The organism is Tabrizicola sp., assembly GCF_041913445.1.
Classification (GTDB): domain Bacteria; phylum Pseudomonadota; class Alphaproteobacteria; order Rhodobacterales; family Rhodobacteraceae; genus Tabrizicola.
The window spans coordinates 108,072-131,692 of the sequence record NZ_JAYSFG010000006.1 but is presented as its reverse complement, the minus strand read 5'-3'; the positions used below and the strand labels follow the sequence as shown (position 1 = coordinate 131,692).

The following is a 23,621-nucleotide window of genomic DNA, read 5'->3' as shown; positions in this document are numbered from 1 at the left end:
CCATGCATCGCTTCCGCCAGACCCTCGCGCATCTCTACATGGTGCTGTTCCTGGTCTTCCTGCTCGCGCCCCTCGTGGTGATGTCCGGCGCGGCGTTCAACGATTCGAAGCTGCCCTCCATCGTGCCCTGGCGCGGCTTCACCACGATGTGGTTCTCCGAGATGGTGCAGGACCAGCGCATGATGCTGGCCTTCGCCAATACGCTCTGGGTGGCTGTGGCGGTGGCGATCATCTCGGTCATCGTCGGCACCGCTTCGGCCATCCTGATCAACTCCATCGCCGGGAAGGTGCGGACCCTGCTCTACGGTCTGATGATCTCGACCATCCTGATCCCCGGCGTGGTGATCGGCATCTCGACGATGATCCTCTGGACCAAGATGGGCAATGCGCTGGGGACAGAGTTCTTCCTGTTCAACCCGGGCCTGCATCTCAGCGTGCTGGGTCAGGTCAGCTACATCGCCGCGATGGTGATGCTTCTGGTGCTGGCGCGGCTGCAGTCCTTCGACGCAGGCCTGGAAGAGGCCGCGCTGGACCTGGGCGCAAGCCATTCCCAGGTGATGCGCCGCATTCTCTTGCCGCACCTTTACCCCGCCATCGGTGCGGGGGCGGCGGTGGCCTTCTTCCAGTCGATCGAGAACTTCAACGTCACCCAGTTCACCCGGGGCGGCGCGGACACGCTGACGGTCTATGTCTTCAGCCAGGTCCGGTCGGGGATCACGCCGACGATCAACGCTCTGGCCTTCCTGCTGATCTGCGTGACCCTGGTGATGGCCCTGGTCTACGAGATCAACCGCCGCCGCCGCGCCCGCATCGAGGCCGCACGCGAGGCCGAGGCGCGCCGGGCGGAAGAGGCGATGCTGTAAGGGAAAGCTCGTCTTTCGACTTCGTCTCCTCCTCGCGCCGTCCCGCGAGGAGGACCGAAGCTCCCGGCGAAGCCTGTTAACCAGACGCTTAACGAACCCCTAACGCCCACGGGCAAAATGTTGTTGGCAAAGGGAAATCCGGAAATGTCCACCGTGGACAGGGCCCGCTAAAGCCCCTCCAGGAGCACCCGGCAAAGGTCGGACTCCGGATCCTTCAGCCCGTCGATCACGCTGAAATGGTGGTGGCCCGGCTCGGCCGTCCAGGGGCAGCCCCATTCCTCGGCCAGCACCCGCGCCTGCCAGAGGAAGGCCGGCCGTTCCTCGGCCCCGACCCAGACATGCGCGGTCACCCCGTCCCGCAGCCGCAGCCGCGCCGGGCTTTCCGTGGCCGCCTCGGCCGCGTCGATCTTCAGCGTCGCGTTCATCCCGGTCGCCATCAGCGGGCCCAGCTCCGCCAGGGGCGAGATCGGCACCACCCGCGCCACCGGCACAGACAGGTCCGCGCATCCCATCCGGGCCGCCAAATGCCCGCCCGCGGAATGCCCGGTCACCACCATCGCCCCCCCGACCCGCGACGCCACAAAGTTGCAGGCCCGCGCGATCTGGGCCGTGATCCCGGAAAGCCGGGCGTCGGGGGCCAGCGTGTAGGAGGGCATCGCCACCGCCCAGCCCCGCGCCAGCGGCCCGGCCGCGAAATGCGACCACTCGGCCTTGGAAAAGAGATGCCAGTACCCGCCGTGGACGAAGACCACGACCCCCCTGGGCGCTCCCGCGGGCAGGAAAAGGTCCAGTCTTTCGCGCGGGGAGGGGCCGTAGGCGAGGTCCAGCTCGGCCCGTGGTCCCAGGGCCTCGCGGAGGGCGGCGGCCTCCCTGGACCAGCGCGGGGGATAGTCGCCTGCCCCGGGGATGAAGGCCCCGTTGGCATAGTCGCGGTCGGGATCGGGCCAGCTGTAGGCAGGGCGGTCGGTCACGTCGGGTTCCTCTCAGGGTTCCGGCAGACTGCGCCGCTCCGGCATCCGTCGCAAGGCCCTGCTGCGCTCGAGACGAGGCTTCGGCACTGTCATTGGACTGTTACAAAACCGTCGCATAGGCTTCACCAAGCGGCCCTAAAGCCGCGGAGTGGGCAGCAGGCTGCGGCCGTCATGGAGTGGGCGATGGACGACATGCGGGGAACGGTCAGGGACATCGGGGCGACGACCATGAAGATCAGCGCTTCCAACGTCCAGGTCCACTACGGCCAGAACCATGCGCTGAAGGATGTCTCGGTCGAGATCCTGGATCGCGCGGTGACGGCCTTCATCGGCCCTTCGGGCTGCGGCAAGTCGACCTTCCTTCGCTGCCTGAACCGGATGAACGACACCGTCGCCTCGGCGCGCGTCTCGGGGACGATCCTGCTCGATGGTGAGGACATCTACGACCCCCGCGTCGATCCGGTGCAATTGCGGGCTAAGGTCGGGATGGTGTTCCAGAAGCCGAACCCCTTCCCGAAGTCGATCTATGACAACGTGGCATATGGGCCGAAGATCCACGGGCTGACCCGGAACAAGGCTGAGCTTGACGCGATAGTCGAATCCTCGCTGCGCAAGGCTGCGCTTTGGAACGAGGTCAAGGACCGGCTCGACGCCCCCGGCACCGGGTTGTCAGGCGGCCAGCAGCAGCGGCTTTGCATCGCGAGGGCGGTGGCGACGGGGCCGGAGGTCCTTCTGATGGACGAGCCCTGCTCGGCGCTGGACCCGATCGCGACGGCGCAGGTCGAGGAGCTGATCGACGAGCTGCGCAGCCAGTTCTCGGTGGTCATCGTGACGCACTCGATGCAGCAGGCGGCGCGGGTCAGCCAGAAGACGGCGTTCTTCCATCTGGGCCACCTGGTCGAATACGCGGACACAACGCATATCTTCACCAATCCGAAGGACCCGCGGACCGAGGCCTACATCACCGGCCGGATCGGCTGAGGAGCACCATAATGAATACCGGACATATCCTGACTGCCTTCGACCGGGACCTTGAGGCCGCACAGGCCTTGGTGGTCCGGATGGGGGGGCTGGTCGAGACGGCGCTTCTGGATGCGGCCGAAGCGCTGGACACGCGGGACGAAGACCTGGCCGCTCGGGTGCGCGCCGGGGACAAGGCCATCGACGCGCTGGAGGATGAGATAAACAACCGATGCGCGCTGCTTTTGGCTTTGCGTGGACCGACGGCGGGCGACCTGCGCACGGTTCTGACCGTGATGAAGATCGCCGCCGCGCTGGAGCGGGCGGGGGATTACGCGAAGAACCTGGCCAAGCGGACGGCGGCACTGTCGCAGATGCAGCCGGTGCCGGGGGCTTCGGCGTCGATCCGGAGGCTGGCGAAGGCGGTCGTGCAGATGCTGACCGACGCGCTGGACGCCTATATCCGGCGCGACCTGAAGCTGGCCGAGGACGTGCGGACCCGGGACCGCGACGTGGACCAGATGTACAACTCGATCTTCCGCGAGTTCCTGACCCACATGATGGAGGACCCCCGCACCATCGGGCCCTGCATGCACCTGCATTTCATCGCGAAGAACATCGAGCGGGTAGGGGACCATGCGACCGCGGTGGCCGAGCAGGTCATCTACCTCGTCACCGGCGCGATGCCCGAGGATGAGCGCCCCAAGGTCGACAGCACCGGCGCGGGGACCTGAGGATGGCGAAGGGCGGGCAGCCGAAGGTCCTGCTGGTCGAGGACGAACCCGCGCAGCGGACGGTGCTGGCCTACAACCTCGAGGCCGAGGGCTTTGCGGTGACCCAGGCCGACAACGGCGAGGATGCGATGGTCCTTGTCGACGAGGAGGAGCCGGACATCATCATCCTCGACTGGATGATGCCGAAGGTTTCGGGGATCGAGGTCTGCCGGCGGCTGAAGATGCGGCCCGAGACGCGGGGGATCCCGATCATCATGCTCTCGGCGCGCGCCGAGGAGGTTGACCGGATCCGGGGGCTGGAGACGGGGGCGGATGATTACGTGGTGAAGCCGTACTCCGTGCTTGAGTTGATGGCCCGCGCCCGGGCGCAGTTGCGGCGGGTGCGGCCTTCCACCGCCGGGGTGGTGCTGGAGCATGAGGATATCCGGCTGGATCCGGAGAGCCACCGGGTCTACCGGGCGGACAAGGTGCTGAAGCTGGGGCCGACGGAGTTCAAGTTGCTGGTGACCTTGATGGAGCGGCCGGGGCGGGTGTTCTCGCGCGAGCAGCTTTTGGACCTGGTCTGGGGGCGGGACATCTATGTCGACACCCGGACGGTGGACGTGCATGTGGGGCGGCTGCGGAAGTCGTTGATGCAGCACGGCGGGTCGGATCCGGTGCGGACGGTGCGTGGGGCGGGGTATTCGCTGGGGTAACGGTCCACGGTGGGCAGTTTCTTGAATCCTTGTGAATCAAGGGCTTGGCTGCGGTCGTTCAGGTTTCGTCAAGGATTTCGGGCGGGTTTCCCCCTCACCCCGGCCCTCTCCCCCGGGGGGGAGAGGGGGCGCGGGTGGAGAGGTCTGTTCCCGGCGGCCCGGGCGTTGCGCTTTAGGGGCGGGTTTCGAATTGAGCGGTGTCGCGCGAAGCTTCTGTCTCGTCGTCGGGACTTCGCCCTCCTCCTCGGCTGACGAGGGACGCTGCCCCTCGAGATCCCCGGGGTATTTGCGCCAGTATGAAAGAGCTTGTGCTTCGGGCCGCTCGGGGCCTCCGGCGGGGATATTTGGGCAAAGATGAAAGGCTTTGCGAATTCTGTGGGGCGGTGCAGTCTGGGATGGGGTCACAAGGGAGGGACGGATGGCCTGGGGTGCGGAGCATGATGCGGTGCGGGCGGTCGTGGTGGACTACCTCGAGGGAATGTGCTGGGGGGATGAGGCGAAGCTGCGGCGGGCCTTCCATCCCGGCGCACTGCAGGTCGGGCATTTCGGCGCGACCTATGAGTTCTTCCCGCTGGAGGAGTTCATCGCCTGGCTGAAGGGCGAGGAGACGGAAGCGGAGGGCTCGCCGATCATCGCGGAGCTTCTGTCGATCGAGGTGACGGGGACGGTGGCGGTGGCGAAGCTGACGGACACCTGTTTCGGGACGGATTTCACCGATTACCTGGTGATGGTGAAGGACCGGCCGGACGCGTCGGGTCGCTGGCAGATCGTGACCAAGGCCTATCACGTCCATGCCGGGCGCGGGTTGCCGCCTGGTGCCTAGACGGTTGGCAAGAGGCGGTCGAGGGTGGTGAGGACCTGATCCACGTCCTTCAGGCTGAAGGGGAGCGGCGGGCGGATTTTCAGGCTGTCGCCCCTGGGGCCGGTGGAGCTGATCAGGATGTGGTGCTCGCGCAAGCGGTTAACGAGGCGGGCGGTGCGGGCGGGGTCGGGTTTTCCGTCGGTCAGGATGGTCTGGCCGATGAATAGGCCCGCGGCTCGGGTTTCCCCAAGGGTTTCATGGCGTTGGGCGAGAGTCTTCAGGCCTTGCGTGAAGGCGTGGCCGGTGGTTTGGGCGTTCTGTTGCAGGGCTTCGTCGTGGATCACGTCGAGGACGGCGAGGCCGACGGCGGCGGCCACGGCATTGCCGCCGAAGGTGTTGAAGTAGCGCGCCTTTGCGCCGAATTCGGCGATGGTTTCGGGTTTGAGGACGAGGCCCGCGAGCGGGTAGCCGTTGCCCATCGGCTTGCCCATGCTGACCATGTCGGGGATCACCCCGTGGCGCTGGAAGCCCCAGAAGTGGCTGCCGGTGCGGCCGAAGCCGGGTTGGACTTCGTCGGCGAGGAAGAGGCCTCCGCGTGCGCGGATCGCGGCGGCGGCGGGGGCGAGGAAGCCGGCGGGCTCGGGGTAGACGCCGTCGGAGGAGAAGATCGTGTCGACGATCAGGAGGGCGGGTTTGATGCCTTGGTCGGCCATGCGGTCACAGGCTTCGGTGACGGCTGCAGCGAAGCCTTCGGCGATGCCCTGCGGGTAGTTCTGCGCGGACGGGGCCGGGATCGGGAAGACCGTGGGTCCGGGGGCGACGGCGGGGCCGATGGACATCGACATCTCGGCCGTGGCGAGGGTGACGCCGTGGTAGGCGTTGTCGGTGACGATGACCCCGGTGCCGCCGGTGGCCGCGCGGGCGATGCGGAGGGCGAGGTCGTTCGCCTCGGACCCGGTGCAGGTGAACATCACGTGGGAGAGCTCGGGCGGGAAGAGGGCGAGGAGGCGCTCGGCATAGGCGAGGATGCCATCGTGGAGGTAGCGGGTGTGGGTGGCGAGAGTGGCGGCCTGGCGGGAGAGGGCTTCGACGACGCGGGGGTGGCAGTGGCCGACGGAAGCGACGTTGTTGTAGCAGTCCAGGTAGGCGGTGCCGTCGGGGGCGTAGAGGTTTACGCCCTCGCCCCGCACCAGGTGGACCGGGGTTTCGTAGAAGAGCCGGTAGGCGGGGCCGAGGGACTTGGCGCGGCGGTAGGCCAGGGCCTCGTCGGCCGGGGAGAGGTGCCCGGCGCCGGGGGTGTAGGCGTTCAGCATGGTGGTCTGGCGGGTCATGTCGGGGTTCCGCAGGCTTTTGTAAGGGTTTCGGCAAGTGCACCGGGGTTCGTCAGCGCGTCCAGGCCCGCTCGGGAGGTCGGGGCGTTCCGCAGGATGTAGGGGGCGTTTTCAGGGTAGCGGGCGGCGCGCCAGGCGGAGATGGTGAGGGTGGTGACGAGGCGGGCGGTGATGAGGTCGGGGAGGAGGTGGAGTTCCTGTGCTGTCAATGGGTTGGCCTGGTGGTAGGCCTGGGTGAGTGGGATGAGGAGCGAGGCCGGGTCCGTGGGGTCGATCAGGTAGGAGGCGGCGACGGCGAGGTCGCAGATGCGGCGGGAGAGCGTCATGTCGCCGAAGTCGAGGATGCCGGTGAGGTGGCTTGGGTCGGCAGGGTCGGCGAGGAGGTTATGGGGGTTGAAGTCGCCGTGGATGACTTGGCGGGGGAGTTGTTTCAGGGCCGGGGCGATGTGGGTGGTGAAGCGGGCGAGGAAGGTGATGATCCTGGGTTTCAGGTCGCCCGGCAAGGCCTCGGTCAGGGGGGCGAGGTCGGGGGTGTTCTGGATGTCCCATAGAAGGTGGTGGTCCGAGGCCGGGTGGTGGAAGTGGGCGAGGGTGGCGTCGAGTTCTCCGAGGGCGCGGCCGATGGAGGCGGCGAGGGCCGGGGTGCGGGGCAGGTGCGCGAGAGGGGTGCCGGGGAGCCAGGTGAGGAGCCTCAGGGCTCCGTCGGGGGTGGGGAGGATGGACTGGCCGTCGCGGGTGGGGAGGACGCGGGGGGTGGGGAGGTTGGGTGCCTCACGGGCGGTGTGGAGGAGGGCCTGGGTCTGGAAGTCGGTGAGGGCGGTGGGCTCGGCCGGGTTGGCGAGTTTCAGGGTGTAGCTGGCGGTGCCGGTGTCGAGGCGGTGGTTCTGGTCACGCTCGGAGGTGAGAGGGTGGAGGGTGCCGGTGAGGCCCCAGTGGCTGGCGGCCAGGGTCGCCAGAGCCTCAGTTGGCACTTGCGGCGGGGGGAGGGAGAGGAGGCTTCCGGCGGGGTCTTGGGTCATGTTGCGGGCAGGATAAGGATTGGCGCGCGGGGGGCCAGCGGAATATGCGTTGACATGGTTGAGTGATTTAGTCAGGATATAGCGGCAAGCCTAGCCAGCCCTGTCGGGGCACGCCCGGTGTGATCGTCAGTCTGGAGGATGTCATGCCCGAACGCCGTGCCCCCTGGGGGGAGTTCCTTGACCTGTTGAGCGTGGCCGCAGTCTTTCCCGGCCCGGTCCTGGAAGCGCTGATTGCGCGGCTGGAGGTGCGGGGATGAATGCGCATGTGGAAACCTGGCTGACCACGGATGCGACGCCGGTGCATGAGGCTCGGGTGCTGACCGAGGGCGGATCGCTGGCGCGGATCGTGCTGGATGGGCAGGTCTATTCCCTGCGTATCACGCGGGCGGGGAAGCTGATCCTTACTAAATAGGGCGCGGCGGTCGGGCCCAAGGGCAAATTCCTTGCTTAAGGAATTTGGACCCTCAGCCGCCCACTCAGCCCCCGGTGTGGCTCATGTGGCGGGTCATCTGGCCTGCGACCTTCTGGCGGCTGTAGTCGAAGTCGTGGCCCTTGGGCTTGCGCGCGATGGCGGCTCGGATGGCTTGCTCAAGAACCGCGTCGTCCGGGCTGGCGCGCAGGGGGGCGCGGAGGTCGGCCATGTCTTCCTGGCCGAGGCACATGTAGAGCTCTCCTGTGCAGGTGAGCCGCACGCGGTTGCAGCTTTCGCAGAAATTGTGGGTCAGCGGCGTGATGAAGCCGACCTTCTGGCCGGTTTCCTCGATGCGGACATAGCGGGCCGGGCCGCCCGTGCGCTCGGTGAGGTCGGTCAGGGTGAAGCGTTGGGCGAGCCGGGCGCGGAGGTCCTTCAGCGGCCAGTACTGGTCGAGGCGCAGAGGGGACATGTCCTCGCCCATCGGCATGACCTCGATGAAGGTGAGGTCGTGATCTTCTTGCGCGCACCAGTCGAGAAGGGAGAAGAGCTCGTCCTCGTTGAAGCCCTTAAGGGCCACGGCGTTGATCTTGACGCGGAGGCCGGCGGCCTTGGCAGCCTCGATCCCGCCCTGGACCTGGGGGAGGCGGCCCCAGCGGGTGATGTCCTGGAATTTCTTCGGGTCGAGCGTGTCGAGGGAGACGTTGATGCGCTTCACGCCCAGGTCGGCCAGGGGCTGGGCGAATTTGGCGAGCTGGCTGCCGTTGGTGGTCAGCGTCAGTTCCTTCAGGGCGCCCGTGGCGAGGTGGCGCGACATCGCCTCGAAAAAGGTCAGGATGCCCTTGCGGACGAGCGGCTCTCCGCCGGTGATGCGGAGCTTCTGGACGCCGAGGCGGACGAAGGTGGAGCAGAGGCGGTCGAGTTCCTCCAAGGAAAGGAGGTCGGCCTTGGGCAGGAAGGTCATGTGCTCCGACATGCAATAGGTGCAGCGGAAGTCGCAGCGGTCGGTGACCGAGACGCGCAGGTAGCTGATCGCGCGGGCGAAGGGATCGATGAGCGGAGCCATAGGGGGAAGGTAGGCCCGAGCGGGGGGCCGCACAAGTGCGAGAGCGACGATTGCGGCACCTGGGGCGGCAGGGTAGCCTACGACCATGAGACAACTTGCCATGATCCCCGTCCTCGCCGTGGCCCTGTCGGGCTGCGCCCTGTTCGAAAAGCAGGGGGGCCGGTCGGGCGTGACCGGACCGGCCGAGCCGCAGCCCGCGACCGAATTCGCGCCCGCTGTATCGACGAGCGTGCTTGGCACAACCCGGGCCACAAGCGCGGCGGCGCTGGACAAGACCACGGCCGAGGAGAAGGCGGCGGCTCTCGCGGCCCCGGCTTCGGGCGGGGAGCGCGAGCTCGGCAAGACTGTCGTGGCGCTGGGTCCGCCGGTGGAGCAGGGGATCTGGCTGTCCTCGCCGCTGGTCAAGGCCAAGGCGCAAGGTCGCATCGTGACGGCAGCGGGCAAGTCGCTGGCGGTGGAGTTGCGGCCTGGGACGGGCGGGGCGCTGTTGTCGCTGGCGGCCTTCCAGGCGCTGGGGCTGTCGCTGACCGAGCTGCCTCAGGTGACGATCTACGGGCCGTAGTCCCCGGGGCTGCGGGGCGGTTATCGAATTGAGCGCTTACGCGCGCACCTTTTGTCTCGTCGTCGGGGCTTAGCACCCCTCCTCCTCGGGTTTGATCGGTGCTGCGGGCGTCGGGCCTCCGGCGGGGATATCTGTGCCAGTATGAAAGGCTTGTTCGCAGGGGAGCGTTTGCTGCCTCCGGCGGGGATATTTGGGCAAAGATGAAAGCCTGGGTCAGGCCGGCTGGGTGGAGAGTGCGTCGGCGAGACTGGCGATGACACGCCAGTCGGCGTCGAGGAGGAGGAGGTCGGCCAGGTCGCGCGCTTCGGGTGTGGCGAGGTCGGGTCGGTTCAGGACACGGGCGGGCGCGGATACGGCCATGTCGAGGGCGGTGTCGGGCGGGGTGCCGACCACGGTGATCAGGCGGCGAAGGCCTTCGGCCATGGTCACATGGGCCCCCGCCAAGGAGCCTTCGGCATTCACCAGACGTCCGTCCTTCAGCCAGATGTCCTGGCCGTAGAGGCGCATGTGGTCGGAGCCACCGACGGTGCACATGGCGTCGGAGACGAGGAACATCCGGCCTGGCAGGGGGCGGGCGCGGATGGCGAGGCCGACCATTTCGTCGGCGACATGGATGCCGTCGCAGATGATGCCCGCGTAGGCGGTCGAGTTGATGCAGGCGCCCGTCACGCCGGGGGCGCGGTTCAGCATCGGGGACATGGCGTTGAAAAGATGGGTAAAGCAGGTGGCGCCTGCGTCGAGGAGGGCGCGGGCGGCTTCGGCGGTGGTGTCGGAATGGCCGATGGAGACGACGGCGCCAAGGCTGGCGAGGCGGGCCACGTCCTGAGGCGTGGTGCTCTCAGGGGCCACGGTGATCTTGACGAAGATGCCCGCGGCGCGGAGGCGCTGGACATGGGCGAGGGTCGTGGCGTCGAAGGGGCGGATGTATTCGGCGGCATGGGTGCCGCGGCGGGGGACGCTGAGGTGCGGGCCCTCGATATGGAGGCCGAGGAGGCTCCGGTCGGGTTGGGGTTCGTTGTGGGCGGCGAGGGTCGCCTCGACCGCGCGCGTCAGAACCTCGGGCGCGTCGGTGATGACGGTGGGCAGGATGCCGACGGTGCCGAAGCGACGGTGGGCGGCGGCCATTGTGTGGAGCGCCTGGGGCGACTGGTCGTTGTTCAGAAGCGCATCGCCGCCGCCGTTCACCTGCAGGTCGAGGAAGCCGGGGGTGAGGGTGCCCTTGATGCGGCGGATGGGGGCGTCCTTGGGCGGGGTGCCGATGGTCAGGCTGCGGGTGCCTGCGATACCGATGGCCGCGCCGGGGCAGAGGCGCGTGCCGTCGAAGATCGCGCCGGGGATCAGCCAGAGGTCGGGTTTGGCGGTCATGGCCTGTGTCCCGTGAAGAAATAGGGGCGGAGCGCCGTCTGCACCCGGGCGAGTGCCAGCGCGCGGGGCAGCGAATGGCGGCTTTCGCGGGCGAATGCAATCTCATCCGGGCGGAAATGCGCGAGGAGGAGCGGGTCGGGGAGGCGTTTGTCTGACAGGTCCGAGAGGAGGCGGTCGACGGCCCGCTGCGCCCTCGGGTCGGGCCAGTAGTAGCGGATGCGGTCGGCGAGGCCGAAGTGGCGTTGCAGGCGCGGGTCGGGGCCGTGGATATGGGCCTGCCAGTAGGTGGGATTGGCGAGCATGATGTCTTCCATCACGTCGGGGAGGCTTTGGCCAGTGGACCAGCCGTTTTGCGTGCGGATGCTGTCGAGGGCGTAGAGCGCTTCGCGCCAGGCGAAGGTGAGGGCGGGACCGACCTTCTGGAAGGCGAAGCCGAGCTGGGCGAGGCGGGGGTAGGCCTCGGGGTGCTGGTAGTCGGTGGAGTGGGCCTCCAGGCAAATTCCCGGCCAGTCGGCCAGGGCGTCGAGGAGCTGGGGGTCGCGTTTGAGGGGGAGGTGGTGGACCTCCATCGGCGAGAACTCGACGCCGGGTTGGACGACGAGGCCGCCGATCAGGTCGAGGGGGATGTTCGCGGCGGTGAAGGCGTCGCGGTGGGCGGCGAGGGTGGCCTTGGCGGAGGCGGGCGTGGTGGGCGGGATCAGCCCATGATCGTCGGTGCGCGCGCCGCCGGGGGGCGGGACTTCGGTGCCGATGACGAAGAGCAGGTGGTCGGGGTTCGGGGCGTGTTTCAGCGCGGTGGCGGCCAGCGCGGCGGAGCGGGAGGCGGTGATTTGATCGGGGAGCTGGGCGGGTTCGCCCTGGCAGCCTTCGGAGCAGTCGAGGTGAATCTTGGTGAAGCCAGCGGCGGCATAGTCGGCGACCATGCGGTGGGCTTTGGTCATTGCCTCGTCGGCGGGGAGCTTGCGCCAGGCCTGAGGGCCGAGGTGGTCGCCGCCGAAGAGGATGCGTTCATGTGATACGTGAGCTTTGGCGGCGATGTCCTTGACGAAGCTGATGAAGTCAGCGGGTTTCAGGCCGGTGTAGCCGCCATCCTGGTTGACCTGGTTCGAGGTGGCCTCGACGACGACGGGCTGGTCCAGGTTCTCGGCCAGGGTGAGGGAAGCTTCAAGCGCGTCGGGGTGGGCGGTGCAGACGGAGGGGATGGCGATGGCTTCCCCGGCTCGGTTGCGGGCGATGATCTGGCGGAGGTCAGGCATGCTGGCCCTCGTTCAATGCGTGGAGGGCCGCACCGCGCGCTCCGCTGGCGTCGCCGCCTTCGGCGAGGCGGATGGCGGGGATGGGGAAGCCTTTCAGCGTGGCTTTGGCGAGGCGTTGGGTGAGGTCGTCGGTGAGGCCGGGGGCGCGGGAGAGGCCGCCGCCGAGGACGATGACTTCGGGGTCGATGGTGAGGCAGAGGGTGATCAGGAACTCGGTCGCGAGGTCGAGCCAGATGTCCCAGGCCATGGCGAAGGCGGGGGTGGTGGCGCGGTCGGCGACGATGGTTTCGGGGGCGTGCTGGGTGCCGGTGAGGTGGGCAGCGATGCGGGTGAGGCCGGGGGCGGAGAGGTAGGTTTCGACGCAGCCGTCGCGGCCGCAGCCGCAGGTCAGGATGGGCAGGTTGTGCGCGGCGATGGGCGGTGCGGCGAGGGGGAAGTGGCCGAATTCTCCTCCGGTTTGGGCTGGGGAGGGGAGGAGTTTTCCGCCGGTGACGACGCCGCCTGCGACGCCGGTGCCGAGGATAAGGCCGACGGCGGGGTCTGCGCCTTTGGCGGCTCCGAGGGTGGCCTCGGATAGCGTGAGGGCGCGGCAGTCGTTGATCCAGGCGATCTTGCGGTTGGCGGCTTTTGAGACGTCAGCGGGGAAGGGTTTGCCGGTGGCGGAGAGGTTCGAGGTGAGGGCGAGGCCCGTGGCGGGGTTGATGAGGCCTGCGGCGGAGATGCCGATGGGGGCTTCTCCGTGGGTTGCGCACCAATGGATCGCGTCGGTCATGGCCTGAACCAAGGCAGGGTAGTCCTTGGGCGTGGGCCAGCGGTTCCGGGCCAGAAGGCTCCAGTCGGGGGCGAAGACCTGCGCCTCGATCTTGGTGCCGCCGAGGTCGATGCCGCCTGCGATCATGGGGCCACCGGATGGAGGCGCACGCCGGAGACGACGCGGGTCAGGGTGCCCTGGCCCGCGAAGGGGTCGTCGACGTTCAGGCCAAGCGCGTCGGACCAGTGGACGGCGAGGAGTTGGGCGAGGGCGACGTAGAGGGGGGCCGACCAGAGGTCGCCGAAGGGTTGGGGGATGTCGGGGGCGGTGATGTGGCTGGCCGGGTATTGGCTGCGAAGCTCGGCGAGGAGGTCCTCGTCATAGGCGCGGGCGTGGGGGTCGGCGGAGCGGAAGAGCCAGAGGTCGGTCGCGCCCACCGTGAAGCTTTTCGGGCCGTGGCGGAAGCCGAGGGTGGAGTCCCAGAGGGCCGGGATGCGGCCTGCGGCGAGTTCCATGACCTTGAGGGCCGCTTCGCGAGCGGCGAAGGCGAGGGGGCCGGAGCCGATGAAGACGGCCCGGTCGGGGCGGCGGGCGGTTCTTGCGGCCTCGGTGAAGGTGGGGAGGAGGGTTTGGAGGCTGCCCGCGAGGGTTTTGAGGCGCAGTGGGGTTTGGTCGGCAGGGAGGCTGCGGTCGAAGAGGGCAGCGGCGGTGAGGAGCATGGTGGAGAAGCTCGACGTCATCGCGAAGCCCTGGTCGTGGGTGGCTTCGGGCAGGGTGATGACTTTGGCTTTGGAGTCCTGGCCGAGGGCGGACCGGGCGTTGCAGGTGATGTGGAGGCGGGGCCAGTGCGGGGCGAGGGCGTCCAATGCGGCCTGGAGGCCGACGCTTTCGGTGGAGTTGCCGGAGCGGCCGAAGCTGACGATGAGTTTGGGGCACCCGCGCAGGTAGGCCTGGGGGCGGGCGACGATGTCGGTGGTCGGCGTGGCGCGGAGGCGGGGGCCGTCCTGGCCTTCGAGGCCCGCCGTCAGGATGTCGCCGATGTAGGCGGAGGTGCCGGCGCCGCAGAACCAGACTTCCTGCGTTCCGGTGCTGGCGATCCATTGGCGGAGGTCGGCCACGGGGAGTTCTGCGCCCCAGTCGCGCCAGATGGCGGGCTGGGCGAGGATTTCGCGGAAGGTGGCGTGGCGGGTGAGGTCGGTCATGTCTGTGCTTCTCGGTCTTCTGTGGTGCCCCCCTCCCCCGGCCCCTCCCCACGGGGGGGAGGGGAGGCGCTTGGGGCTGTGCGTGTGCTCAACGGGATGCCGGTGGGCTTGATGGCTGCGGCTGCAAAGCGGAGCGCCTGCGGCGCGAGCCTTTTGTCTCGCCTCTGGCCTGCGGCCAACCGGCTCGGGCGAAGTGCCTCCGGCGGGGATATTTGGGGCCAGGTGAAAGGCAGGGGGCGGGTCATCGGGTTTGGGTGACCTTGGCGAGCGTTGTGGGGCGGTCGGGGTCGTGGCCGAGGGCGAGGGCGGTTTGCAGGGCCAGCGGGTAGGTGAGGATGAGGAGGGCGGCGGCGGCGGCGGCGGGGGTGAGATTGGTGGCGCCGACGTCGGAGGGGCGGAGGCGGAAGGTGGTGCCTCCCGCGGCCTTGAAGCGGTGTTCGGCGGTGTCGAGGGAGTCCTGCACTTCGGGTTGCTCGGTGTCGAGGATCAGGATGAGGAGGGGGTTGGTGACCAGTTGAAGCGGGCCGTGGAGGACTTCGCTGGAGGAATAGGCCTCGGCGTGAAGGGCGCAGCATTCCTTGAGTTTGAGGGCCAGTTCCTGCGCCGCGCCGTAACCGGTGTCGCGCCCGATGACGTAGACGTGTGACGTGCGGAGGAGGGCGGCGAGGAGGGCTTTGGTCTGGGGGAGTTGCTTGCCTTGGAGGGCGGCGATGGTTTGGGCGGAAGCCCTGGCACGGGGGGCATAGGCGGGGGAGAGGGTGGAGAGGAGGGCCATGCCGGCGGCGATGGCTCCGACGACGGATTTGGTCGCGGGGACGGCCTGTTCGGGGCCGGCGCTGATCTTCAGGGTGGCGTGGGCCTTGGCTTCGACGGGGCTGCCCGGGGCGTTGGTGAGGGCGAGGACGGTGGCCCCGGCTTCTTTGGCGCCTTCGGTGGAGCGGACGAGGTCGGGGGAGGCCCCGGACTGGCTGACGACGAGGACGGCGGCGTCGGTCAGGCGGACGCCGTCTCCGACGGAGAAGATCGAGGGGGGGAGGGAGGTCACGGGGAGGTGGGTTTCCCGCATGAGTTCATAGGCGAGGATGTTCGCGGCGGCGTCGGAGGAGCCGCGGGCGACGGTGTAGATCGCACGGAGGTCTTGGAGGCTCGGCAGGGTGACGGGTTGCGCGATGGCGGTGGCGAAGACCGCCGGAGCCTCGGCGATCTCGCTCGCCATGTGCTGGCCGGCGTTTGCGGGGAGGTCGGTCATTTCGTAGTTCCGATGGTCCCCCACCCCAGGCCCCTCCCCACGCAGGTGGACGGGAGGCGCTTGGGATGGCGGGGGTGCGGTAGGCAGGCGGTGGCGCGGGTTGTGGGTGCGGAGCCTCCGGCGGGGATATTTGCACAAAGATGAAAGGGTTGGACGGTGCGGGGTGCCGCAGAGCGGCGGCCGAGGTCGGAGCCTCCGGCGGGGATATTTGGGCCAGTATGAAAGGTGAGGAGGGTCATTGGCGGAGGCCGTGTTGGTCGAGCTGCGCCCAGGTCTCGGTGAGGTCGACCACCTGGCCGGTGGTGCGGGCCTGGTCCAGGGCGATGGCGGCGATGCCGGCCTCCATCGCGTCGAGGATGGAGACGGGGAGGCTGTCCGCCTGGCCGCGCAGATAGGCGGTGATGTCGCGGCACATCAGCTGGTCGGCGCCATAGTGGGCGCCTTTCATCGCGGTGCCTTGGGTGTAGTCGTGGTCGGCCAGGCGGCGGCCGTCGCGGGCGGTGACTTTCAGGAAGCCGCGCACGAAGTCGCCCTCGGCCATGCCGTGGGTGCCGATCACGCAGAAGCGGCGGTGTTCGTCGGGGACGTTGAGGTTGGTGTGGAAGGCGAGGCTGGCGCCGGTTTCGTACTGCAGGATCGCGGTCTGGTAGTCGATGATGTCGCCGTCGGAGTTGAAGGGATCATCGGTGTATTCCCAGACGGATTTCTTGACGTGGAAGATTTCGGCCTCCGCGTTCGACTTGGGCGCGTTCGCCGGGACGAAGGACTTGCGGCCGCCGAAGCTGGCGACCCTTTGGGGCCGCGAGCCGGTGACCATGTTGTAGATGTCGAGGTCGTGGCAGCATTTCTCCAGCATGAAGCCGCCAGCAAGGCCGGTCTTCCGCCGCCAGTCGCGCATGAAGAAGGCGCCGTGGTAGGGGCCGATGTGTTCGTTGGCCTCAAGGCTGGTGATGTCGCCGAGCCAGCCTTGCGCCATGGCAGCGCGGAGGTCGACCATGTGCTGCGAATAGCGCAGGACGAGGCCGACCATGGCGCGGTTCACCCCGCCGTGTTTGGCGAGGAGGCGGGCGAGTTCGAGGGTTTCCTCGATCGAGACGACGACGGGTTTTTCGGTGAAGACCTGAACCCCCGCTTCCAGGCCTGCGCGGATCTGGTCGAGGTGGAAGACGTTGGGCGAGAAGACGCAATAGAGGTCGGGTTTGGCGTCCGACAGCATCGCCTCCACCGACGGATAGCGGGGGGTGTCGGTGCCGATCATCTCCAGATGCGTGGGCTGGGGGTCGTAGTAGCCGACCACTTCGGCTTCCGGCATTTCCTCTTTCAGCGTGGTCAAGACATGACCGGCCCGCAGGCCGATGCCTGAGGTGACGATGCGCATAACGGTCTCCTTCTTCAGGCGGCGAGCGCGGGGGCCTGCCGCCGCCGCATCACGCGGCCTTGGGTGTCGAAAACATGGGCGTCGGCGGGGGCGAAGGTCAGGCCGACCTCCTCGCCTTCGTGGACGGTGGTGTCGCCCGGAAGGGCGGCGCAGAGTTTCAGCCCGTCGGCCATCTGGCCATAGGCGATGGCGGTGCCGCCGAGGCGTTCGAGGACCCTGAGGCGCATGGCAAGGCCCTGGCCGAGCTTGAGGTTTTCCGGGCGGACGCCGACGTCGACTTTGTCTCCCGGTTTCGCGGTGGCTTCGACCGGAAGGGTCATCCGGGCGCCGCCGTGGAATTCGACCGTCAGACCGTCCGTATCCGCGCCGGTGACCGTGGCGGGGAGGAGGTTCATGTTGGGCTGGCCGATGAAGGTCGCGACGAAGCGGGTGGCGGGGTGGTGGTAAAGCTCCATCGGCGTGCCGAACTGTTCGATTCGGCCCTTGTTGAGGACGACGATGCGGTGGGCCATCGTCATCGCCTCGACCTGGTCGTGGGTGACGTAGACCATCGTCGCGTCAAGGTCGCGCTGGAGGGCGGAGAGTTCGACCCGCATCTCGCCGCGGAGGGCGGCGTCGAGGTTTGAGAGCGGTTCGTCGAAGAGAAAGACCTTGGGGTTCCGCACGATGCTGCGGCCGATGGCGACGCGCTGGCGCTGGCCGCCGGAGAGCTGGCCGGGTTTCAGCGACAGCTTCTCGGTCAGTTGCAGGATCTCGGCCGCACGGCCGACCTTTGCCTTGACCTCGGCCTCGGGCAGGCGGGCGACGCGGAGGGGGAAGGCGATGTTCTCGAAGACCGAGAGGTGCGGGTAAAGCGCATAGCTTTGGAAGACCATCGAGATGCCGCGATCCACGGGGGCGGCGGCGGAGACATCGACGCCGTCGATCAGAATGTGGCCCGAGGTCGCGGCCTCGAGCCCCGCGATGATGCGGAGGAGGGTGGACTTGCCGCAGCCCGAGGGCCCGACGAAGACCACGAACTCCTTGTCGCGGATCGCGAGGTCGATGCCGGACAGCACCTGGGCGGTGCCGAAGCTTTTCGTGATGCCTTGGAGGTCAAGCGTGGCCATCGGCGGGTCCTCTTGCGGTAGGGTGGGGGCGCGTCAGGCCGCGCCCCCGTTCAGGATCAGCGGACGGCGGCCAGCTCGACGCCAGCTTGCGTCACCAGCTCGTCCACGGTGCCTTCGCCCAGCATGATACCCTGGATCATGTTGGTGAAGACGGCCTGCAGCGCCTTGAAGTCCTCGACCATCGGCTCCGGTCCGCCGGTCGAGATCCCGGCCACGAAGATCGGCCAGTTGCCCTGCTTGTAGTAGACGTCGGTCTTGCCGAGCTTTTCGTAGTCGAGGATCGGCGTCAGGCCCCAGGACGAGTCGAGGTCATACTGCGCATCGCCCGAGGTCAGCGCCTTGGCGAGCTTGGTCGCCAGTTCCTCGTTGCCCGTGCCCTTGAAGACCGCCAGCGAGTCGGTGATCAGGATGGTGCCCGACACGCCCGAAGGACCGGCCGGGATCGGGGCGACGATCTGGTTCGGCACCTTTTCCTTGTGCTGGCCTTCACCCCAGGGGCCGGAGACGTACATCGCGATCTGGCCGTCGTTGAACAGGTCCTTCATCTGGTCGCGTTCCCATTCGGTCGGGCCGGACTGCATGTAGGGCAGGAGGTCTGCGTAAAGCTGCAGGGTTTCGCGGGTCTGCTGGCTGTCGAGCGCCGGGGTGCCGTCGTCGTTGTAGACCTTCCCGCCGTTCGAATAGAGGAAGTCGAGGAACATGTGCATCGTGTTGTCGAAGTCCTTGCCGGCAATGCCGATGCCTGCGGCGTCGGTGTTGTCGGTCACGGTCTTCGCCAGTGCCACGAGGTCAGCCCAGGTGGCGGGCGCCTTGCACTCGGCCCCCGCAGCCTCGACCACGGTGCAGTTGATGTAGAGGGCCTTGGTCGAGAAGGCGTGCGGGATGCCCCAGTACTGGCCACCGTTGGTCACGGTCTTGAGGACGCCGGGCTGGTAGGCGGCCTCTTCCTCGGGCGTGAAGGTCACCGGCACGATCAGGTCGTTGTTGGCAAGCTGGCGCAGCGTGCGCGAGCCCATGTAGGCCACGTCCGGCGGGTCACCGGCGGCGGCAAGTTGCATCGACTTGTCCTGGCAGGTGCCCCATTCCACCGCTTCCATCTTCACGGTGACGCCGGGATTGTCGGCCTGGAACTTGTCGATCACGACCTGGTCGGCCGGGCGCACTTCGCCGCCGCACATGATGAAGTGCAGCTCTTGCGCTTGGGCCGACAGCGCGGTGCCGGCCATCAGCGCGGCAGCGACCGTCAGGGTCTTGAGGTGGGTCATTGGTAGTCTCCCTTGTTGGTGGTCTTGGTTGGTCATTCTTTCACCGCGCCTGCGGTCAGGCCCGCGACGAGGTATTTCTGCAGGAAGAGGAACACGAGCATCACCGGCAGGACGCCCGTCAGCGCGGCGGCCATCAGCTCGTTCCAGGTGGTGTCCTGGTAACCGACGAATTCAAAGAGGCCCGCGGGCAGGGGCTGGATTTCGCGGACGTTGTTGAAGGTGATGGCGAAGAGGAACTGCTGCGCATAGGCGCCGATGAAGACCGCGGTGCCGACGACGATCAGGCCCGGGATCGCCAGCGGGATCACGACTCGGCGGAGGGTATAGAGGCGCGAGGCGCCGTCAACGTAGGCGGCTTCTTCAAGTTCCTTCGGAATCTTTTCCAGGTAGGAGCGGAGAAGCCAGATGCCCGTGGGGATCAGGAAGGCCACGCCCGGGATGATCATTGCCCAGTAGGTGTTGAGAAGCGACAGGCTGCGCAGGACCCGGTAGAGCGGGATCAGCAGGACCGCGCCGGTGAACATGTTGACGGCAAGGAAGCCGCCCAGCGACAGGGCCTTGAACGGGAACTCCAGCCGGGCATAGGCGTAGGCGGCAGGGATCACGACGATCATGGTGACCAGGGTCACGGCGCTGGCGACGAAGATCGAGTTGAAGATGTAGCGGCCGAGAAGCGGCACGGTGTTCCACATGTCGCGGTAGGCCTGCAGGCTGAAATCCTCGGACCACCAGGTGAAGTCGGCGGTCATCAGGTGGCTCATGGGCCGGAGGGAGACCCGGATCATCTCGATGAAGGGCATCAGGATGAAGAGCAGGAACAGGAAGGTGGCAAAGTAGACGCCGATCTTCTGGAGGAGGGTCAGACGGTCGATCATGTCATTTCGCCCCGTAATGCCGGTTCACGCGGTTCAGGAACCACAGGTAGAAGAGCGAGAAGGTGGCCAGCAGCACCACGATCACCACCGCCCGCGCCGCGCCCTCGCCGAAGCGTTGCGAGGAGATGGCGACCTTGTAGGTGTCGATGATGAGGGTCGTCGTCGCCCCGCGCGGGCCGCCTTCGGTGAGGATCCAGATGATCTCGAAGCTGTTGAAGGTCCAGATCGCGGAGAGAAGCGCCATCGAGACAATCACCGGCATGATCTGGGGAATGGTGATGCGGCGGAAACGGTACCAGCGGCTGGCCCCGTCGACCCAGGCGGCCTCGTAGAGGTCCTTCGAGACCCCCTGCATGGCGGCGAGGAAGAAGAGCGTCACCATCGGTGTGCCGACCCAGACGTCGGTGACGATGGCGGAATAGAAGGCCGAGGTCTTGGTGGCGAGGAGGGCGACGCGGTCCTCGACCAGCCCGAACTCCTGCAGAAGGCCCGAGATCAGGCCGAAATAGCCGTTGTACATCCACTTCCAGCCGATCACTCCAATGGCGACCGGGATCACCCAGGGCGGCATGACGAGGACGCGGAACAGCGCCTTGCCGGGGATCGCGGCGTTGAGGAGGCTCGCCCCGATCAGGCCCACGATCAGCTTCAGGCTGACGGCCAGGACCATCCAGTAGAAGGTGCGGCCCACGGTCTGCCAGAACTTCGGATCGCCGAAGAGCGCGGCATAGTTGGCGATGCCGACGAAGTTCTCGCCCCCCAGCGTGGCGTCGGTGAAGGAGAGGCGGATGGTTTCCACCAAAGGCCAGACGACGATGACCAGGATGAAGAGGAGCGCAGGCGAGATCAGGAGCCAGGCGAAGGCCTTGTCCGACAGCTCACGCCGCTGCATCCGGTCCGGTGCGGTGCCTTCGGCGACAAGCGTCATGCGGTTCCCCCTGTTCAGCCTTGGGCCACCCTGGCAGGGGCGGCGCGGGTCGAATCATGTCGTTGGGATGACGTTACCAAAAAACTTCTGTGAAGCTACCATCATAATACCAAGTCTGCAGAAAAACCGGACCATGTGCCGATTTCCCTTGTTTTCACAGGCTATCTTGGTCCATCTTGCGCGGAACCGACGGGATTGGTCCCATAGAAACAATACCAATTCGGGGGCTTCCGATGGAAGACGACCTGGCGCTGTATCGCCCCGATGCCTGGTTCCGCGCCGCGCGGGGGCCACGGTATGAGCAGCTGTATCGGCATTTGTCCGCAGCCATCGCGGCAGGGGAACTGCCGCCCGAGGCGCAGCTCCCGCCCGAGCGCGAGCTGGCGCTGATCGCGGATGTGTCGCGGGTCACGGTGCGGAAGGCCGTCAGCCAGCTGGTCGAGGATGGCGTCTTGGAACAGCGGCGCGGGGCGGGGACCTTCGTGCGGCCGCCGAAGTCGAAGATCGAACAGTCGCTCTCTGCGCTTCTGTCCTTCACCGACTACATGCGGCAACGGGGCAAGACCTCCTCCAGCCGGATCATGCGGCGCGGGCTGTTCCTACCCAGCCCGGACGAAATGATGGCGCTGGGCTTGCCTCCTGGAGAGAGGGTGGCGCGGGTGGACCGACTCCGCTTTGCCGACGATACGCCGCTGGCACTGGAATGGTCGTCGCTGCCCACGGACGTGCTGCCGGACCCGGAGGCGGTGGAAACCTCTCTCTATGACGTGCTTCGGGCCTCGGGGAAGGCGCCGACAAGGGCGGTGCAGCGGATCACGGCGGTGAACCTGACGGCGGTGGATGCGAAGCTGTTGCTCCTCGCCGAAGGGGCGGCCGTGCTGCGGATCGACCGGACGGCCTACCTGCCCTCGGGCCGGCCGATCGAGTTCACGCGCGGCCTCTACCGCAGCGACATCTATGATTTCATTGCCGAATTGAGGCTGGACGCGCCATGACCCTGACTTTCCGGACCCGCATCGACGGAAACCAGATCCGCTGCCTTGTTGGTTCGGACAAGCTCCTTACGGCCCCGGTCCTCTGCTTCTCGCTGATGGCCGCGCCGAAGGTGATTTCGGGCGGGACGATGGTGCGGCGGGTGGCTGGCTATGCCGAGGTGGCGCTGCCGGACCTGGCTCCGGGGGTGGCGCATGAGGTGGTGCTGGAACACGCGGTGAAGGAGTTCGGGCCGCGGAACCGGGCCTGGCTACCGCTCGGCGCCTACCTTCGGGTGGGGAAGGAGTGCCTGCCCCTGCCGCCGGGGAACGACATCGGGCTGCGCGAGGATGAGGGGCCGCCCGCGCCCGCGCTTCCTGTCGGGACATTGCCCTTGGTCCCGCAGCCGACGGAGTGGAAGGCTGCGGGCGGGACGTTGGCGTTTGCGGCCGTGGCTCCGGTGGCGGGGCTTGAGGGCGTGGCTGGCCTGGCGGAGCGCCTTGGTCTCGCCCCGGTCGTGGCCGCGGGTGGATCGAAGTTGTCGGTCAGCGAGAACGCCTCGCTTGGCCCCGAGGGCTATCGCCTGACCATCGCGCCCACCGGCCTGTCGGTCACGGTGGGCGGGCCGGCGGGCCTGCACTACGCTGGGATCACCCTTCTGACCCTTCGCGAGACATGCGGGGGGCAGCTGCCCTGCGGGACGATCACCGACACCCCGCGCTTCGGCTACCGCGGCCAACACCTTGATTGCGCGCGGCATTTCTTCGGGGTCGACTTCATCCTGCGGCTTCTGGACGTGATGGCCCTTCTGAAGCTGAACCGCTTCCACTGGCACTTCGCCGATGACGAGGCCTTCCGGCTGGAGGTCGACACCCAGCCGCTCCTCTGGCAACGGACGGCCTTCCGGGGCGAGGGCGAGCTGGTCCCAGGGGTCTTTGGTGGCGGCATAAGGGCGGGGGGGAGTTACTCCAAGGCCGACGTTTCGAAGGTCGTGGCCCACGCCAAGGCCCTGCACATTGACATCCTGCCAGAGATCGAGGTTCCGGCGCATTCCCACGCGATGGTCAAGGCGGTGCCCGGTCTGCGCGACCCCGGCGACAATGGCGAAGAGGTCTCGGTCCAGGGCTATCTCGACAACATCGTCAACCCGGCGATCCCGGCGACCTGGGACCTGCTGGTGCCCTTGGCGAAGGAGGTGGCAAGCCTCTTCCCCCTTGGCATCCTCCACCTTGGCGCGGATGAGGCGCCGCATGGAGCCTGGGACGGCTCGCCCGCGGTGGCGGCGCTGAAGGCCCGGGAGGGGCTTTCGACTTCGGACGACGTGCAAGGGTGGATGCTGGCCAAGCTGGCCGAGGAGTTGGGGTCAGACGGCATCCGGGTTGCGGCCTGGGAAGAGGCGGCGAAGGGCTGTCAGGGCGGGATCGGCAATGGGGCGCTCCTGTTCTCCTGGACGGGGCAGGGACCGGGGATCGAGGCCGCGCGGCGGGGGCATGACGTGGTGATGTGCCCGGCGCAACACGCCTATTTCGACCTCGCGCATTCGCCCGACCCCGACGACTGGGGCGCGGCCTGGGCGGGTTTCGTGCCCCTGGAAAAGACCGTGGCCTGGGACCCGGTCCCCAAGGGTGCCGAGGACATCGCCCCCCGCATCGCCGGGGTCGAGGCCTGTTTCTGGGGCGAGTTCACCACCGAGGACGGCCAGGCCGAGGGCATGATCGCCCCTCGCATCCTGGGGATCGCGACCAAGGCATGGGAGCCGGCCGGGAAGACCGACGGCGGGGGAATCAGGGCGCTCGCCGGGGCCTATGCGCCGCTTCTCGACAGGATCGGCTGGACACGTCATCGCGGAGCATGAG

General features: G+C 67.6%; 23 protein-coding genes. 9 read left to right on the top strand and 14 right to left on the bottom strand.

Translation table 11 applies throughout. The features are described 5' to 3' along the window. Positions 1-2: 2 nt before the first annotated feature. A complete protein-coding gene (locus ACE3Q6_RS09410; RefSeq protein ID WP_374431398.1) occupies positions 3-863 on the top strand; it encodes an ABC transporter permease in 861 nt (286 codons plus the stop codon). Between the two features lie 167 nt (positions 864-1,030). On the opposite strand, the gene ACE3Q6_RS09405 is transcribed toward ACE3Q6_RS09410, so the two are convergent. After that, a complete protein-coding gene (locus tag ACE3Q6_RS09405) occupies positions 1,031-1,834 on the bottom strand; it encodes an alpha/beta hydrolase (RefSeq protein ID WP_374431397.1) in 804 nt (267 codons plus the stop codon). A gap of 183 nt (positions 1,835-2,017) precedes the next feature. Here ACE3Q6_RS09405 and pstB point away from each other — a divergent pair, with 183 nt between their 5' ends. From pstB to ACE3Q6_RS09385, 4 genes are all read left to right on the top strand, one after another. Continuing rightward, the gene (pstB, locus tag ACE3Q6_RS09400; RefSeq protein ID WP_374431395.1) at positions 2,018-2,815 is read left to right on the top strand and encodes a phosphate ABC transporter ATP-binding protein PstB; all 798 of its coding nucleotides are present in this window, start codon (positions 2,018-2,020) and stop codon (positions 2,813-2,815) included. Between the two features lie 11 nt (positions 2,816-2,826). Continuing rightward, positions 2,827-3,528 carry a phosphate signaling complex protein PhoU gene (gene phoU / locus ACE3Q6_RS09395; RefSeq protein WP_374431394.1) on the top strand — a complete coding sequence of 234 codons (702 nt, stop codon included), beginning with the start codon at positions 2,827-2,829 and terminating at the stop codon, positions 3,526-3,528. A 2-nt stretch (positions 3,529-3,530) separates the two neighbouring features. After that, on the top strand, positions 3,531-4,223 hold the full coding sequence (gene phoB / locus ACE3Q6_RS09390; RefSeq protein WP_374431392.1) for a phosphate regulon transcriptional regulator PhoB: 693 nt from the start codon (positions 3,531-3,533) through the stop codon (positions 4,221-4,223). A 418-nt stretch (positions 4,224-4,641) separates the two neighbouring features. Next, positions 4,642-5,046, top strand: coding sequence for a nuclear transport factor 2 family protein (locus ACE3Q6_RS09385; protein ID WP_374431390.1), 405 nt, complete (start codon positions 4,642-4,644; stop codon positions 5,044-5,046). Here the strand turns inward: ACE3Q6_RS09385 and ACE3Q6_RS09380 are convergent. Both ACE3Q6_RS09380 and ACE3Q6_RS09375 read right to left on the bottom strand, forming a co-directional pair. Then, a complete protein-coding gene (locus tag ACE3Q6_RS09380; RefSeq protein WP_374431387.1) occupies positions 5,043-6,356 on the bottom strand; it encodes an aspartate aminotransferase family protein in 1,314 nt (437 codons plus the stop codon). The genes ACE3Q6_RS09385 and ACE3Q6_RS09380 overlap by 4 nt on opposite strands. Continuing rightward, on the bottom strand, positions 6,353-7,375 hold the full coding sequence (locus ACE3Q6_RS09375; RefSeq protein ID WP_374431385.1) for a phosphotransferase: 1,023 nt from the start codon (positions 7,373-7,375) through the stop codon (positions 6,353-6,355). The genes ACE3Q6_RS09380 and ACE3Q6_RS09375 overlap by 4 nt, the downstream gene beginning before the upstream one ends. Positions 7,376-7,628: 253 nt before the next feature. Here ACE3Q6_RS09375 and hemP point away from each other — a divergent pair, with 253 nt between their 5' ends. After that, positions 7,629-7,787, top strand: coding sequence for a hemin uptake protein HemP (gene hemP / locus ACE3Q6_RS09370; RefSeq protein WP_374431383.1), 159 nt, complete (start codon positions 7,629-7,631; stop codon positions 7,785-7,787). Between the two features lie 64 nt (positions 7,788-7,851). Here the strand turns inward: hemP and moaA are convergent, their stop codons facing one another. After that, the gene (gene moaA / locus ACE3Q6_RS09365; protein ID WP_374431381.1) at positions 7,852-8,853 is read right to left on the bottom strand and encodes a GTP 3',8-cyclase MoaA; all 1,002 of its coding nucleotides are present in this window, start codon (positions 8,851-8,853) and stop codon (positions 7,852-7,854) included. Between the two features lie 85 nt (positions 8,854-8,938). On the opposite strand from moaA, the gene ACE3Q6_RS09360 reads away from it, so the two are divergent. Further along, entirely contained in the window at positions 8,939-9,415 is a 477-nt protein-coding gene (locus ACE3Q6_RS09360; RefSeq protein ID WP_374431380.1) for a D-galactarate dehydratase, read from the top strand. Positions 9,416-9,628: 213 nt separating this feature from the next. Here the strand turns inward: ACE3Q6_RS09360 and ACE3Q6_RS09355 are convergent, their stop codons facing one another. From ACE3Q6_RS09355 to ACE3Q6_RS09310, 10 genes are all read right to left on the bottom strand, one after another. Then, positions 9,629-10,780 (bottom strand): N-acetylglucosamine-6-phosphate deacetylase, encoded by a 1,152-nt coding sequence (locus tag ACE3Q6_RS09355; RefSeq protein ID WP_374431378.1) that lies wholly within the window; start codon positions 10,778-10,780, stop codon positions 9,629-9,631. Further along, a complete protein-coding gene (locus ACE3Q6_RS09350) occupies positions 10,777-12,036 on the bottom strand; it encodes a class II D-tagatose-bisphosphate aldolase non-catalytic subunit (RefSeq protein ID WP_374431376.1) in 1,260 nt (419 codons plus the stop codon). Before ACE3Q6_RS09350 ends, ACE3Q6_RS09355 begins: the two co-directional genes overlap by 4 nt. Continuing rightward, positions 12,029-12,934, bottom strand: a complete 906-nt coding sequence (locus tag ACE3Q6_RS09345) for an ROK family protein (RefSeq protein WP_374431373.1) — start codon at positions 12,932-12,934, stop codon at positions 12,029-12,031. The genes ACE3Q6_RS09350 and ACE3Q6_RS09345 overlap by 8 nt, the downstream gene beginning before the upstream one ends. Continuing rightward, positions 12,931-13,989: a tagatose-bisphosphate aldolase gene (locus ACE3Q6_RS09340; protein WP_374431371.1), complete on the bottom strand. Its 1,059-nt coding sequence runs from the start codon at positions 13,987-13,989 to the stop codon at positions 12,931-12,933. Before ACE3Q6_RS09340 ends, ACE3Q6_RS09345 begins: the two co-directional genes overlap by 4 nt. A 241-nt stretch (positions 13,990-14,230) precedes the next feature. Beyond that, on the bottom strand, positions 14,231-15,238 hold the full coding sequence (locus ACE3Q6_RS09335) for an SIS domain-containing protein (protein ID WP_374431370.1): 1,008 nt from the start codon (positions 15,236-15,238) through the stop codon (positions 14,231-14,233). Between the two features lie 235 nt (positions 15,239-15,473). Further along, the gene (locus ACE3Q6_RS09330) at positions 15,474-16,616 is read right to left on the bottom strand and encodes a Gfo/Idh/MocA family protein (RefSeq protein WP_374431368.1); all 1,143 of its coding nucleotides are present in this window, start codon (positions 16,614-16,616) and stop codon (positions 15,474-15,476) included. Between the two features lie 14 nt (positions 16,617-16,630). Further along, complete coding sequence (locus tag ACE3Q6_RS09325) at positions 16,631-17,725, bottom strand: ABC transporter ATP-binding protein (RefSeq protein ID WP_374431366.1); 1,095 nt, start codon at positions 17,723-17,725, stop codon at positions 16,631-16,633. A gap of 56 nt (positions 17,726-17,781) precedes the next feature. Beyond that, positions 17,782-18,990, bottom strand: coding sequence for an ABC transporter substrate-binding protein (locus ACE3Q6_RS09320; protein ID WP_374431363.1), 1,209 nt, complete (start codon positions 18,988-18,990; stop codon positions 17,782-17,784). 32 nt (positions 18,991-19,022) lie between these two features. Then, the gene (locus ACE3Q6_RS09315) at positions 19,023-19,865 is read right to left on the bottom strand and encodes a carbohydrate ABC transporter permease (RefSeq protein ID WP_374431360.1); all 843 of its coding nucleotides are present in this window, start codon (positions 19,863-19,865) and stop codon (positions 19,023-19,025) included. A gap of 1 nt (position 19,866) precedes the next feature. Beyond that, the gene (locus ACE3Q6_RS09310) at positions 19,867-20,793 is read right to left on the bottom strand and encodes a carbohydrate ABC transporter permease (RefSeq protein ID WP_374431358.1); all 927 of its coding nucleotides are present in this window, start codon (positions 20,791-20,793) and stop codon (positions 19,867-19,869) included. A gap of 233 nt (positions 20,794-21,026) precedes the next feature. On the opposite strand from ACE3Q6_RS09310, the gene ACE3Q6_RS09305 reads away from it, so the two are divergent. Together ACE3Q6_RS09305 and ACE3Q6_RS09300 are read left to right on the top strand one after the other, a co-directional pair. Beyond that, entirely contained in the window at positions 21,027-21,788 is a 762-nt protein-coding gene (locus ACE3Q6_RS09305) for a GntR family transcriptional regulator (protein ID WP_374431356.1), read from the top strand. After that, the gene (locus ACE3Q6_RS09300; RefSeq protein WP_374431354.1) at positions 21,785-23,620 is read left to right on the top strand and encodes a beta-N-acetylhexosaminidase; all 1,836 of its coding nucleotides are present in this window, start codon (positions 21,785-21,787) and stop codon (positions 23,618-23,620) included. The genes ACE3Q6_RS09305 and ACE3Q6_RS09300 overlap by 4 nt, the downstream gene beginning before the upstream one ends. The last annotated feature ends 1 nt before the right edge of the window (position 23,621 follow it).

Excerpts from the sequence above, each read along its gene's own strand:
- ACE3Q6_RS09335 (WP_374431370.1), bottom strand. The coding sequence starts at position 15,238 with ATGACCGACCTCCCCGCAAACGCCGGCCAGCACATGGCGAGCGAGATC.
- moaA (WP_374431381.1), bottom strand. The coding sequence starts at position 8,853 with ATGGCTCCGCTCATCGATCCCTTCGCCCGCGCGATCAGCTACCTGCGC.
- pstB (WP_374431395.1), top strand. The coding sequence starts at position 2,018 with ATGGACGACATGCGGGGAACGGTCAGGGACATCGGGGCGACGACCATG.
- ACE3Q6_RS09320 (WP_374431363.1), bottom strand. The coding sequence starts at position 18,990 with ATGACCCACCTCAAGACCCTGACGGTCGCTGCCGCGCTGATGGCCGGC.
- phoU (WP_374431394.1), top strand. The coding sequence starts at position 2,827 with ATGAATACCGGACATATCCTGACTGCCTTCGACCGGGACCTTGAGGCC.
- ACE3Q6_RS09315 (WP_374431360.1), bottom strand. The coding sequence starts at position 19,865 with ATGATCGACCGTCTGACCCTCCTCCAGAAGATCGGCGTCTACTTTGCC.
- ACE3Q6_RS09355 (WP_374431378.1), bottom strand. The coding sequence starts at position 10,780 with ATGACCGCCAAACCCGACCTCTGGCTGATCCCCGGCGCGATCTTCGAC.
- ACE3Q6_RS09380 (WP_374431387.1), bottom strand. The coding sequence starts at position 6,356 with ATGACCCGCCAGACCACCATGCTGAACGCCTACACCCCCGGCGCCGGG.
- ACE3Q6_RS09325 (WP_374431366.1), bottom strand. The coding sequence starts at position 17,725 with ATGGCCACGCTTGACCTCCAAGGCATCACGAAAAGCTTCGGCACCGCC.
- ACE3Q6_RS09345 (WP_374431373.1), bottom strand. The coding sequence starts at position 12,934 with ATGATCGCAGGCGGCATCGACCTCGGCGGCACCAAGATCGAGGCGCAG.
- ACE3Q6_RS09305 (WP_374431356.1), top strand. The coding sequence starts at position 21,027 with ATGGAAGACGACCTGGCGCTGTATCGCCCCGATGCCTGGTTCCGCGCC.
- ACE3Q6_RS09340 (WP_374431371.1), bottom strand. The coding sequence starts at position 13,989 with ATGACCGACCTCACCCGCCACGCCACCTTCCGCGAAATCCTCGCCCAG.
- ACE3Q6_RS09410 (WP_374431398.1), top strand. The coding sequence starts at position 3 with ATGCATCGCTTCCGCCAGACCCTCGCGCATCTCTACATGGTGCTGTTC.
- ACE3Q6_RS09300 (WP_374431354.1), top strand. The coding sequence starts at position 21,785 with ATGACCCTGACTTTCCGGACCCGCATCGACGGAAACCAGATCCGCTGC.
- phoB (WP_374431392.1), top strand. The coding sequence starts at position 3,531 with ATGGCGAAGGGCGGGCAGCCGAAGGTCCTGCTGGTCGAGGACGAACCC.
- ACE3Q6_RS09375 (WP_374431385.1), bottom strand. The coding sequence starts at position 7,375 with ATGACCCAAGACCCCGCCGGAAGCCTCCTCTCCCTCCCCCCGCCGCAA.
- ACE3Q6_RS09330 (WP_374431368.1), bottom strand. The coding sequence starts at position 16,616 with ATGCGCATCGTCACCTCAGGCATCGGCCTGCGGGCCGGTCATGTCTTG.
- ACE3Q6_RS09350 (WP_374431376.1), bottom strand. The coding sequence starts at position 12,036 with ATGCCTGACCTCCGCCAGATCATCGCCCGCAACCGAGCCGGGGAAGCC.
- ACE3Q6_RS09385 (WP_374431390.1), top strand. The coding sequence starts at position 4,642 with ATGGCCTGGGGTGCGGAGCATGATGCGGTGCGGGCGGTCGTGGTGGAC.
- ACE3Q6_RS09310 (WP_374431358.1), bottom strand. The coding sequence starts at position 20,793 with ATGACGCTTGTCGCCGAAGGCACCGCACCGGACCGGATGCAGCGGCGT.
- hemP (WP_374431383.1), top strand. The coding sequence starts at position 7,629 with ATGAATGCGCATGTGGAAACCTGGCTGACCACGGATGCGACGCCGGTG.
- ACE3Q6_RS09360 (WP_374431380.1), top strand. The coding sequence starts at position 8,939 with ATGAGACAACTTGCCATGATCCCCGTCCTCGCCGTGGCCCTGTCGGGC.